The following is a 12,492-nucleotide window of genomic DNA, read 5'->3' on the forward strand; positions in this document are numbered from 1 at the left end:
ATGGCACCTTATTTTATAGGAATTGACATAGGAACACAAGGCGCAAGGGTAGTTTTGCTGGATGTGAACGGAGTTGTTGTGGCAAGTGCTGGCGAGGTATTTCCGCTCAGTGAGGAGTCAAGAGAGGAGCAGTCGCCAGAATTATGGTGGGCGGCTTGTGTAGCTTGTTTAAAATCCCTGAAAACCAAGGCTCCGGATATCGATTTCGGACAGGTGATGGCGATGGCGGTTACCTCTACCTCAGGTACGGTAATCCCTTTGGATGCAGCAAACAGACCATTGCACAATGCAATCATGTACAGTGACAAACGCTCCGGCAAACAAGCCGAAGTGTGTACGGCTGCAGCGGTAAAATACCATAACAAGGGTTTTACGGCTTTTAACAGCTCAAGTGCGCTGGCTAAAATCGTGTGGTTTGGCGAAACTTACCCGGAAAAAGCTGTTCATATAGCAAAATGGATCCATGCGGCAGATTACATTACCGGTAAACTGAGTGGCCGCTGGGGCAAGACTGATTATACCAATGCTTTTAAAACAGGCTATGACGTAAGTGATTACGAATGGCCGGAATATTTATACACGCATTTGCCTTTGAAAAAATCCTGGCTGCCGGAGGTGTTTCCTTCGGGTACGGTAATTGGTACCCTGGATCAGACAGTTGCCGATTCACTGGGCCTGCCGGCAAGTATACAGGTTACAGTAGGTATTACGGATGGTTGCGCTTCGCAAATTGCTTCGGGTGCGGTAAAACCAGGAGAATGGAATACGACTATTGGTACTACGATGGTGATAAAAGGTGTAACCAAAAAACAGATTGTGGACGAAGAAGGGCGTATTTATAGCCATAGGCACCCTGCGGGATACTGGATGCCGGGCGGGGCGAGCAATACCGGGGCCGACTGGGTAACGAATGAGTTTGGTGATAACCTGGAAGCCTTGAGCAAAGCGGCAGAAAAGCTGATCCCTACAGACCTGATCTCTTATCCTTTGCGCCAGCATGGCGAGCGCTTCCCGATGGTGGCGCCGGACGCAGTTGGTTTTGAACCGGAAGGTTTATCGATGGCAGAGCGATTTACGGCCAATATGGAAGGGGTTGCTTACCTGGAACGCTTTTCTTTTGAACTGATACAGGGCTTTACCAATGAAAAGATCAAAGCTGTTTTCACTGCCGGTGGCGGTAGCAACAGCGAGGTATGGTTGAAAATACGCAGCAATGTACTGAACCTGCCCATTTATAAAATGAAGGAGGTATCGGGTGCGGTTGGTGCGGCAATTCTGGCGGCATCGAACACGCATTTCGGCTCACTGGCCGATGCGGTAACGGCTTTGACCACCATTGACAAAGAGGTGCATCCGGAGCCGGCACTGGCGGCTGTATATGATAAAAATTACCACAGGTTTTTGAATTTATTATTGGAAAAGGGATATATTAAAAAGGGAGAGTTACATGCTTAATGTTTATTTACTCCGTCATGGAGAAACGAAATACAATGCCGATGGAAACCGTTATTGCGGCAGAACAGATATAGACCTTACGGAGAAAGGCATTGCCCAGGCCAACCTGGTGAACAGCCAGCTAAAGGGGATGAGCTTTGATGCGGTTTATTCTTCTCCTTTAAAAAGGGCTCAATACACAGCAGAGATCGCATCGGGACTAAAGCCTGTACAAACAGATGAACGCCTGATAGAAGTGGATTTTGGGGGATGGGAAGGTAAGACCAAGGAAGAGTTCATTGCAGAAAATGCTGGTTTATGGAACAGCTGGATGGATGATCCGGCGGTAGCAAAAGCAGGTGGTACTGGCGAGAGTGCAGCTGAGGTTGTGGCCCGTGTAGATGATTTTTACCAGGAAATATTGCGTAAACATCCTTCGGGAAACATTCTTGTTGTCGGGCATAATGGTCTCAATCGTTTATACCTGGCCCATAAGCTGGGGATGCCTTTAAAACATTACCGGCGCATTGTGCAGGAAAATTCTTCCATTACGTTGTTTAGTCTGGATGAAACGGGGGAGTTGAACCTGAAATTGCTAAATAGTAGGATAAAATAACCGTTCTCTTCGGAGGCTGCATAACCACGAAGTGCTCTTGAGGACCCAAATCAATATGAGCTTCCGAAAAATTTTATTTTTTTCTGAGGAAAAAAATAAAAAGACGCTAGGCCTCCTCTGAGAAGGTAATTTTATTTTCTAGAAGGGGTTTTCATAAGAGAAGGTAATTTTTTTGCTCAAAGCAGGGAGCCTATTGTTGGTGTTTTTATATACTTAGTATGCTGGGGTGTGACATTATATGATTTACTTAAAAAATAGCACATTCCTTCTGAGGCTGGAATAAGTTTTTTCTTCCTTAACAGAAGAAAAAAATGAATCCTATGCCTCATCAGCAAAGCACTATTTTTTAATTGATTTGTAAAGACAGATACTTAGAAAAGATTTTTCAAATCAGGTTGTTAAAGGGAGGGGTTTGGTTAGCTCTTCCTTTGCAGCCTTTTTTTAGGAATGAAAAGTTGGCAGGCTAGCTTTTAGGAATCTTTGATGGGGTAACCATTTCGAGCAGGCTGTCGATCAGGGAAATTTTTAAGCTGGGGTGATTGGTTTTGATGACCTGGTCATCCGCATGCATGTCTTTCCCTTCCCAGTTGATATGGAGGCTCTTGGTGCGAATGGGTTTAATAGGAAAGAGGGGATCTTTGAGCCCGATTTTGTTGCTGAGATAGGTTTCCATTTTTTTCCTGTCTTTTTCTGTTACGATGACCACGTCAAAAAAACCATCTTCGGAGTCTGCATCTTTACTTATTTTTAATTGCGGACCCAGGTAAGAAATGTTCATGACCTCGATCATGATGGCCTTGTCTTCGATCAGCTGCCCATCAATTTCCAGTTTAAACGGAACGGATTGGTAGTTTTTACTGATGGAAAAAAGGGTTTCCAGTGCAAGTTTAAATTCCTGTTCAGGAGTTTTAATGTGGGCGGTGTCCATTTTTTCCAGATCCTTCATCAATCTGGGAAAAATACCAAAGCCAAAAGATTCGATAAAATAGGCTGTTTTCTTTAAGCCGACCACCTGGCCAACATCAAACTTTTTAAGGTTATACTCTGCCCAGGAATGGATATTTATGGCATTGTTTGAGGGGATGTTTAATGAACTGGCAATGTTGTTGGCTGTTCCAAAAGGCAGTAAGGCTATGGGGCGTTTGTACTTCAGTTTTTTATTAAGAAGAGTGATGATGGTTTTTCTGATCGTTCCATCACCGCCAGCGATTACGATAAATTCTGTCTCCGGTGATATGGATTTCAGTATTTTATTTTTAGAGGAGCTGTAAACGCAGCGATAACCGTGGGATTCGATCAGTTTAACGATGTTTTTCCTGGAATAATCACCTTCTCCAGCAGTGGGGTTGTGTACTAATCTTACCAGTTTACCAGGTTTTTTCATATCGACTGAACAATATGGACCTTAATAAGGTTTTAAATGTACCTAAATAATTTATCATGAAGATCCTGATTACAAATGACGACGGCATATACAGCCCGGGAATTGCCGCACTTGCAAAAATTGCGCTGAGGTTTGGCGAAGTAAGGATAGTGGCCCCTGATGTAGAGCAATCGTCCATGGGCCATGCCATTACTCATTCCAGGCCATTATCCATAAAAAAATCACCTATAGCATTTGAAGGTATGGAGGCTTACCGGGTAAATGGTACACCTGCCGACTGTGCTGCCTTAGGCTTACACATTTATCCGGATACCGATGTGGTGTTGTCTGGTATAAACATGGGGCCAAACCTTGGCAATTCTATGTGGCACTCCGGTACACTGGCAGCAGCCAAACAGGCCGTTTTACTGGGCGTGAAGGGAGTTGCCCTGAGTACTCCGGTAGGGAAAACCGAGCCGGATTTTGAAGGGCTGGGCAAGTATGTAGAACAGGCACTGGCAGAGTTGCTGAACACTACTGCTCTTGGTTTATACAATGTGAACTTTCCGCCCAAGCCTGTTGGGATCAGGTGGACAAAACAATCTGTCCGGCTTTATGATGGCAAGGTGGTGCCAGGAATAGATCCCATGCAAAGAAAGCATTACTGGATCACTGTATCGCCACTGGCAGCCGCAGAAGAAGGGACTGACAGATGGGCTGTTGAAAACGGCTTTGTTTCCATTACGCCTTTGCGGCTTGACCTGACCAATGAGACTGAACTGGCACAGCATTTCGCTGTTGCAAAGTAAATCGCTGAAAGACCGTTGACCCTGTTTTTTAATTGAGTGTAAATATAAAGTCTGTTTCTGCCGAATTGCCCACAAAGAATTTGAGCGTGGTTTTGGGTGATTTTACCAATGGGGCAACGTGAGAGATCGTATCTGCAAATTGCATTTTTAATACCTCCATGTCGGTTTCTTCGGGTACCCGGATCAAAAGATCGCCACCGCTGGTCCTGATCTTCCAATCTTCAAATGCTTCATCCTGCTGTAGCATTTTTTTCCATTCCTGTTGATACTTTCCCATAGCCCGCTGTTTATATAAAGTTAAGAACATTTGCAGACTAAATAAGGTTTGGAAATATGGAAAAAGAACAATCGCTGCATCTTATTGTTAACATACCAATAAATGAATACCAATATGCTTAAAATGATCAGTGCTAAATTCATGCTAACACTCGTTATGCTGTTAGGCTTGTCGGTGGCCGGTAAAGCCGATGTCATTACCTTAGTAGTAAAAGAAGAGCTGGCCAGTTGTACCGGCGTTGCGCCTATGACCTGTATGCAGGTGAAATACAAGAACAGCAAAAGCTGGGAGTTATTTTACAGTCAGATTTCCGGATTTACCTATATGCCTGGCTATCGGTATGTATTACAGGTGAACAGGACCAGGAGAAAAAATGTACCGGCTGATGCTTCAGCTTATGAATACAAGCTCAAAAAGGTGCTGAAAAAAATAAAAATGAAGGTAAACACCACTACTGCCTGGGATTTTGTAGTGAACCATAAATGGAAGCTGATCCAGATGAACGGGCAAACCCAAACGGAATCTCCGATATACATGACCTTTGACGGAACGAAAAAAAGGGTTGGAGGCAAATCAGGATGTAATACTTTTTTTGGTGGCTATGATAAAAGTGAAGGGAACCTTAGCTTTAAACAAATGGCAGGAACCATGATGGCTTGCAGTGATGAACTCAATAAACTGGAGCACCAGTTCTTGACGCTGATTGGCGACCAAACCTTTAAATATGACGTGGCAGACCAGACCCTGAATTTATACCAGAACAACAAGCTGGTGCTAATGTTTGGGGTGATGCCTTTGTAAGCGGTAAAATTGCCATTTGGTAATGTGCTATTCACTCGGCATCCGGAGGTGTATTGGTCGTGTTTTATTCGGCTTTGCTTCGGCTGCAGCCGAAGGAGACATGAAGTTGATGCGGCCAATACAGCTGGCTGATGAATAGGACATGGTAAGCTCAATTGGTCTCCGTTTTGCCTGAAGGGGAAACAGGTTGTAGTGTGAATGGAGTTGAGAAAGGTAGTAGCTCTACTTATTTTTTAATTCTTCACGGACTTTGGCGACGAATTCTATTGTAACTTCTGCAATATCGGCAGCCTGTTCATCAGACAGGCTTAATTTTGTAATTAAGTTTTCTACGAAATCGTGGTTTTTTCGGGCTTCGGCTTTTTGAATTCCAATTTCAATGCCTTCTTCTCTATCCAGCATTTTTAAAGTTTCTGTTATTCCCATTGTAACTTTTCCTCCTGTTAAGTTGCTAACCTGCTGATCAAATATAGCGTTATACTTTGAATTTTTAACTATTATAATTCTGTTCAAAAACAGTACAAATTCCTTGATTCTCACCTGATCAAATCTGCCGCTGGCCGCCATTTTATCAATAATCTTCATTCTTGTAGTATGCCGTTCGGCATCTTTTAGTTTCTTAGATAACGCTTCCTGTTGTGCTACAATTACCACCAAAGCAAACGGATTATCCATTGCCAGCAATTCGTCTTCTGTATGGTCAAAGATCTGATAAGTTTTAAATTTGAAACTGAGTTCTGTTCCAAGGATGCTGGATTTATAGCTATTTGGGCGCAATTGATTTTTTTTGCCAGTAAATACGGCCAATGAAACTACAGATGGGCCATATTTGTCGCGTAAACGGATGTAATAGTCGAAAACGCGTTCTGGAAAGGTGACATTGCTTACAGCCTGGATTTCGATATGGAGGTAGAAACATTGTACCGTCCCGTCCATTAAAAAGACTTTTGCCAGCAGATCTGTCCTTGTTGTTCCTCCAGACAGACCTGGATCAATATTTATTTCAGCCAGTTCATGGTTCAGGAATATTATCTCCTTATTGAAGTCGAAGATCTGATCTGCATTTGGGTAAGTAAAACGAAGCAGGTGGACGAAATAATCTTCAAAAGCCCCTTTAAAAATGATATCATTCTTTTTTCGGGGATCTTTTTCATCCTTCTTTTTATTTGATATTTGTGCAGCTTCAATTAGTTCTTCTGGCATTTATTGCTGTTTAGATGGAACAAAGCTACACTGGATATTGTTACGAAATTTAATCTTAGGAAAGATCAGCTGGAAACACTAAAGTTTTATGGATTTACCAAATTTAGTTTGGATTGAATTAAAATCTGGGTGTCAAACTGGTAAAAATGGCTGCCTTTTTATGGTTGCTGTCAGCCTTGAAATCAATATAAGTGGAAATTAAAATAGAGGAGGGGTGGTTACTTAATTAGCTTTTCCCTTGCAAGTACGCGATCCTCATTTTTACATACTTAATTACTTCTTTACGTTTTTCTGGATCAGGTTTGCTGGCCAGATACAGATGATAGTATTTTAAAGCAGCCTTTTTGTTATCCATTTTAAAATCGTTAATCAAGCCAAGATTATAGTATGCACCTCCGGTATTTTCGAAATCAAAACTTTTGTGATAGGCGAAATTTGCATCTTTAATCATGCCTGTCAATTCGTAGATCTCTCCCAAGATCTGATAATAGTTCGAGATGTATGGTGAAATCCCCTCCTTAATAGAGCGTTTCATATAGTCGGCAGCTTTCACATAGTTTTTTAGTTCCTTATAGCACAGAGAGGTATAGTAAAGGCTAGACTCTGTCTGCTGCTGCAGCCGTTCAATAATGGTATACATATCAATAGCTTTTTGATATTCCTTATTGAGGTAATATGCCTTTCCAAGATTACTGAGCACATAACCTGAACTATCGCCATAAACCATAAGCTTTACACCTGTCTGAATAGTTTCATTCATTTTTAATAGGGCGATGCAAACCGGCATTTTGGCTTTTAAAAGCGAAAGATTAGCGGTATCGGCAATTAATGCAACATCCAATACATGGTAAGCAGAATCATTTTTACTTAATTTATTATAGCCCGTTGCCAGATCAAATGCTACATCCGGATGTGTAGGGTTGATCTTGTTTGCCTTTTCAAGATTAGCTATTTTTTCTGGAGATGCCGGATTCAAAAAAAACGAAGCGAGTTGCTTGTAAACATTGAAATTCATGCTGTCAATCTTTATGATCTCCTTGTAAAAACTCATCGCCTTCCCGTCATCCCCCCTGCGCATACTGATAGCCGCCAGATTAAATAAAACAGGTAGGCTGGCTGGTTGCTGTGTGTATAACTTCAGATAACTTTTTTCCGCAATGGCGAGGTTGCCAGCCATCAGGTTTGTATAGGCGATTTGTGCAAGTTCTTTCGGCTGATCTGTTTCGGCGCCGTAAACTATTTGCAGATAAGCTGCCGCTTCCGTGAAACGCTGACTTTGATAGAACTCAATCAATTTTTCCTTGTCAATTGTATCAGAGGACTGAGCTAATGCAGAAGATGTGTATAGGATTAGGATAAAGTAGCGCAGCTTTTTCATATCTTTTTAGTTTATAACTAAGTTATTAGTTTTCAACTATTAATCCTAATTTAATTTCTTACATCGGGAATGATGATATAAAAAACTTATTGTGGGAGACCTATTGCTGATATGTATAAGTTAACATTCCGGGAACATCCGCATGTGTATGCTTAAAATCGCGGGGCATTAATGTAAAGCCGGTCTTTTCCAGCAGTTTTACAGAGGCGGGGTTGTCCGCGGAGGGGAATGCCACAATCGTTTTTGCGCCCATGGTATCAAATCCATATTGCAGTATACAAGCAATGGCTTCTGCCATAATGCCTTTGCTTTGAAACTGTGGAAGCAACTCGTAACCAATTTCTACCGTTTCATTGGATATGTCAAAATTCCAGAGGCAAATTCCGCCTAACATTGTGGGGGAATCTTTATAAGCTATTGCCCAAAAGATACTTTCATTGTTATTGATGAGGTTATCGATCTTATTGATATAGGCGGTTGCTTCGTCTAAACTGGTAAAGGGCTTTTTGCCTGTTAAAACGGCTACTTCAGGATCAGAGCGCAACTCATAAATTACAGGCGTGTCGGCTAATGAAAGTCTTCTGAGTAGCAGTCTTTGGGTTGTTAATGTTGGGAATGTTGAATAATCGGGCTGATTCATGGTTCTTGAATTATATAACTATCTTATGGTAAAGATAAATAATCCGGCTGGTAAAGTCAGTATGTTGTGCTAATATTTTTAGTAAATATTTGTCTGTATTTAAGTTTAGAATACCAGGTCTCCTTACCGGATAAAAAATTAATTTAAACAGGCTGGATTGATGAAGTATTTTGAATAAATTAGACGGAAGGTCTATGAACACTATGATGATCAAAATAATTAATGCTACCATAAAGATTACCGCAATTCTCTTTTTTCTGTCTCCGTTTGTAGGTATAGCTCAAAGCAATACGGCGTCTACCTTAAATTCAAATGCCAATACTTTTAACCTTGCTGGTAAATATGAAGAGGCTTTGGCCGCCATCAACGAAGCCATTAAACAGAGCCCCGGTGAGGCGTATTTATACATCACCAGGGCGCGCACCTATAATTTTAAGAAAGACAGGACCAGCGCAATCGCGGATTATACCGAGGCACTCCGGCTGGAGCCTCAAAACCTGATCGCATTGACCGGCAGAGGGTACGCCTATTTTAACGAGAAATTATACGATAAATCTATTGAAGACAACAATAAAGCGCTTCAGCTTGACCCTAAAAATTTAATGGCCCTGGCCAACCGTGCAGCATCCTACAACAACTCTGGTGATAAAATGAAGGCACTGGAAGATTTAAGTACGCTGGTGTTGCTCGATCCTAAAAATCCCATTCAATGGGCCAAAAGGGGATCGGTTTATGTTAATATTGGAGCGTTTGAAAAAGCAATAGCAGACTTAAATGCCAGCCTGAGTATGAACCCAAAAAATGCCGTTGCGCTTAACAACAGAGGCTGGTCATTTGCCAGAACAGGCCAGTATGAACGCTCCGTTGCCGACTATAAAACACTGATCAGTCTTGACCCAAAAGAATCGAGGGCATACATCAGTTTGATGCCATCGTTGATCAGGATGGGTCAGTTTAGTGAGGCAAGGGCAGTTTATAAAGACTACCAGGCAAAAGGATTAACTTCATACATCACTAATGATGACTGGAAATTTTTTATCCACTATCTAAAGGCCGCTACGGAGTATATTCCTGCTGGAATGTATCAGGAAGCCCTGAACGGCCTCAATCAATCCCTGAAAGAATATGGTTCTGAAATTAAGACAGCAAATAAATCCGGGTATTCAGATGTACTTGCCTTAAAGGGTTACGTATTGGAAAAGCTGAACCGCGACGCTGAGGCGGTCGATGCCTATAACCAGGCCTCTGTAATCAACTCCAATCAACCCGATGTGAGTGAAGCACTTAAACGCATAGCTCAAAAACAAAGCATTGCAAATCAGAAAGACAATACCCAGCCAATAATTGAGCTGATCAGTCCGCAAATTACGCGGGGCCTGCAAATCGTAAAGAATGAGACGAAAATTGAGATTGTAGGCAGGGCAAAAGACGAATCAGGGATAAAAAGTGTCACTGTAAATGGGCTGCTGGCACAGAAAGTAGAGGACGATGGTTTGTTTCTAACTACCATAGCGCTGAAGGAAGGTCAGAACAGCATCAGCATCATCGCCACAGATAAGAATAACAATACCGGGACAAAGACTTTTCAGCTCAATGCATCCGTACCTCCAGTTACTGCGAAAAAAGAAGAACCTGCGATCATTCCTGTAGACGTAGATAAACCGCCGGTCTTTCACGCCCTCCTGATTGCGGCAAATGAATACCAGGACCCAGGCATAGATGACTTGCAAAACCCAACCAGGGATGCCGAGTCGCTAAAGCAGGTATTGCAAAGCAACTATACTTTTGAAACCAGTAACATTCAGACCGTGTACAACAAAACACGTGAAGAAATCATGCAGACCATTGTTCAGAAAGCGAATTCCTTAGGTGACAATGACAACCTGCTAATTTTTTACGCCGGGCATGGCATTGCTGAAAAAGACAAGTTTGGTGATGTAGACGGCTACTGGATCCCAGCTTCCGCTAAAAAGGGGATGAACTCCACCTATATTTCTTCGGATGATATCAACAAAGCATTGAAACGCAGCAATTCCAAACACATTCTCGTCATTGCCGATGCCTGTTTCAGCGGGGCCTTTACCAGGTCTATCGATAGCGACGCACCAAAGGATATACAAGTTCAGTATACTTATCCCAGCCGGAAAATTATGGCCAGTGGCAATATGGAGCCTGTGCCTGATAACAGTAAGTTTATCTATTACCTCAATAAAAATCTGAAAGAAAATAAGCTAAAATACCTGACCGCCAAAGATCTCTTTAATAATTTTTACAAGGCGATTATTAACAACACGCAAACATTCCCTCAATATGCAGCCATAAAAGGGGTTGGTGATGAAGGTGGCGAGTTTGTGTTTATCCTGCGATGAGCGCGGTTTTTTCTTTCCTGCTCTTCCAGGAATATTCGCTGGCCGATGTGCCAGTACATCAGTACCCGCTCGGTGTCTACTGCGCGGATGGCCTTAGCGCTACTTCAGCTATCCATGCTGACACTTTTTGCAGCACCTTCGGGTTAACTGTTTCACTAATCTGGCCATATTCCACTGTGCCGCCTGTGGTAGCTTGCTGAAAAAGGTGATTGAGGCCTGGCAGCGGCATGATGTCAAATCTGGTATTGCCTGCTTTTTGTAAGACAGTTTGGATTGCAGCAAGGTTCGTGTCACTTTTTATCTGCATATCCAGTGTACCGTTAAGGGCCAGTACCGGGCATTTAACTTTACTCAGGTATACCGCAGGGTTAAAGGATATAAAGTACCTGAACCATGGCGTATAGAATGTTTTTGACAGCGTTCCAACAACTTTGTTAACGTCTTGTCCTAATAATAATTCCTTTTGATGGGTTCGGAATTCATCATACATAAGGGTATCTATTTTGGCTTTAAAAGCGTCAAATGGCAAGTTTTTATATTGGTTCATGGCCTGATAGATCTTCGTGTTTGTGGCTGCAGATAATGCTATTGTACTAGCCGGGGCACCGGATAAACGCATAAGATCCTGGTTTTGCTGAACCATCAACTCTGCTATTGGTACGCCAGTACCGGCCAGCAGTACTATGAATTTAACAGATTTATTGCGGCTGGCTACCATAGGGGCAATCATACCCCCTTCACTATGACCTACCAGGCCTATGGAAAGATGTTTCAGATCCGCCCTGGAGGAAATGTAATTAACAGCTGCTTCGGCATCATCTGCAAAATCGGCGCTGCTGGCTTTTGCAAAATTGCCGGTTGATTTACCTATTCCCCTGTCATCGTATCTTAATACAGCTATTCCATTACGGGTTAGCCAGTCGCTCCATACCAGAAAAGGACGGTGGTTAAACGGAGCTAATTCTTCATTGCGGTTTTGAGGGCCAGAGCCACTGATCAGTATTGCGATCTTTGAAGCCTTCCCATTGGAGGGCATGGTCAGGGTTCCGGCCAGCTGGTTGCCGTTTTTGACGTTGACAAATGTTACTTCTTCTTGTTTATAGGGAAAGTCTTTAGGATCTTGAGGACGGATTACGGTTACAGCTGTAGCAGTTTTTTTACTAAGCGTGAGCGGAAAATTTCCTGTACCCTGAGTAAATGTTCCGGTAATTTTACTGCTGTCAGGAACATAGCTGCCCGTATAAGTTAAACCAAATTCTGCAGCACTGATCGTAAGCTGCTTACCCTGTATGGTGGTCTTATCTGTTGCAATGCCGCTAACACCCTGATCCGGGCTATCCATTGTAGTGGTGTAAGCGTCTCCGGTTTTAGAAACGTGAAACACTATACGTAGTTTGCTGCCTTTAGTATCGAGTGTACCATACCAGGTTCCGGTCATTTCCTGGGCGTATGTAGAGGTTATTGCTAAAAGGAGCAGGAGGATAGAAAGCGTTTTTTTCATATAGGCAATTTATGATTATTTATTGTCTGTAAGAAAATCCACTCCCAAACTCAGGTCGTAATTGTTCTGAAAGGGTCTTAGCCAAAAACCTTCCGTAGTAT

General features: G+C 42.5%; 11 protein-coding genes. 5 read left to right on the plus strand and 6 right to left on the minus strand.

Features of this window, described 5'->3' with window-relative positions; all coding sequences use genetic code 11:
• Together R2Q85_RS14635 and R2Q85_RS14640 are read left to right on the plus strand one after the other, a co-directional pair.
• Positions 1-1,455, plus strand: coding sequence for an FGGY-family carbohydrate kinase (locus R2Q85_RS14635; RefSeq protein WP_316812539.1), 1,455 nt, complete (start codon positions 1-3; stop codon positions 1,453-1,455).
• Complete coding sequence (locus tag R2Q85_RS14640) at positions 1,448-2,050, plus strand: histidine phosphatase family protein (protein ID WP_316812540.1); 603 nt, start codon at positions 1,448-1,450, stop codon at positions 2,048-2,050. The genes R2Q85_RS14635 and R2Q85_RS14640 overlap by 8 nt, the downstream gene beginning before the upstream one ends.
• 463 nt (positions 2,051-2,513) lie before the next feature.
• Here R2Q85_RS14640 and R2Q85_RS14645 read toward each other — a convergent pair whose 3' ends face one another.
• Positions 2,514-3,434 carry a diacylglycerol/lipid kinase family protein gene (locus tag R2Q85_RS14645; protein ID WP_316812541.1) on the minus strand — a complete coding sequence of 307 codons (921 nt, stop codon included), beginning with the start codon at positions 3,432-3,434 and terminating at the stop codon, positions 2,514-2,516.
• A 56-nt stretch (positions 3,435-3,490) separates the two neighbouring features.
• On the opposite strand from R2Q85_RS14645, the gene surE reads away from it, so the two are divergent.
• Positions 3,491-4,222: a 5'/3'-nucleotidase SurE gene (gene surE, locus R2Q85_RS14650; protein ID WP_316812542.1), complete on the plus strand. Its 732-nt coding sequence runs from the start codon at positions 3,491-3,493 to the stop codon at positions 4,220-4,222.
• Positions 4,223-4,250: 28 nt separating this feature from the next.
• On the opposite strand, the gene R2Q85_RS14655 is transcribed toward surE, so the two are convergent.
• Positions 4,251-4,499, minus strand: coding sequence for a hypothetical protein (locus tag R2Q85_RS14655; protein WP_143715770.1), 249 nt, complete (start codon positions 4,497-4,499; stop codon positions 4,251-4,253).
• Between the two features lie 102 nt (positions 4,500-4,601).
• Between R2Q85_RS14655 and R2Q85_RS14660 the strand changes: the two genes are divergently transcribed.
• A complete protein-coding gene (locus tag R2Q85_RS14660) occupies positions 4,602-5,300 on the plus strand; it encodes a DUF4377 domain-containing protein (protein ID WP_316812543.1) in 699 nt (232 codons plus the stop codon).
• A 222-nt stretch (positions 5,301-5,522) separates the two neighbouring features.
• Here R2Q85_RS14660 and R2Q85_RS14665 read toward each other — a convergent pair whose 3' ends face one another.
• The 3 genes from R2Q85_RS14665 to R2Q85_RS14675 all read right to left on the minus strand — a co-directional run bounded on the left by R2Q85_RS14665 (position 5,523) and on the right by R2Q85_RS14675 (position 8,521).
• Positions 5,523-6,503 (minus strand): hypothetical protein, encoded by a 981-nt coding sequence (locus R2Q85_RS14665; RefSeq protein WP_316812544.1) that lies wholly within the window; start codon positions 6,501-6,503, stop codon positions 5,523-5,525.
• 226 nt (positions 6,504-6,729) lie between these two features.
• A complete protein-coding gene (locus tag R2Q85_RS14670) occupies positions 6,730-7,881 on the minus strand; it encodes a tetratricopeptide repeat protein (RefSeq protein WP_316812545.1) in 1,152 nt (383 codons plus the stop codon).
• A gap of 100 nt (positions 7,882-7,981) precedes the next feature.
• Complete coding sequence (locus R2Q85_RS14675; RefSeq protein WP_316812546.1) at positions 7,982-8,521, minus strand: GNAT family N-acetyltransferase; 540 nt, start codon at positions 8,519-8,521, stop codon at positions 7,982-7,984.
• A gap of 194 nt (positions 8,522-8,715) precedes the next feature.
• On the opposite strand from R2Q85_RS14675, the gene R2Q85_RS14680 reads away from it, so the two are divergent.
• A complete protein-coding gene (locus R2Q85_RS14680) occupies positions 8,716-10,890 on the plus strand; it encodes a tetratricopeptide repeat protein (RefSeq protein WP_316812547.1) in 2,175 nt (724 codons plus the stop codon).
• Between the two features lie 76 nt (positions 10,891-10,966).
• On the opposite strand, the gene R2Q85_RS14685 is transcribed toward R2Q85_RS14680, so the two are convergent.
• Positions 10,967-12,391, minus strand: coding sequence for an alpha/beta hydrolase family protein (locus R2Q85_RS14685; protein ID WP_316812548.1), 1,425 nt, complete (start codon positions 12,389-12,391; stop codon positions 10,967-10,969).
• Between the last annotated feature and the right edge of the window lie 101 nt (positions 12,392-12,492).

It is taken from the genome of Pedobacter heparinus (assembly GCF_032678725.1).
GTDB lineage: Bacteria > Bacteroidota > Bacteroidia > Sphingobacteriales > Sphingobacteriaceae > Pedobacter > Pedobacter heparinus_A.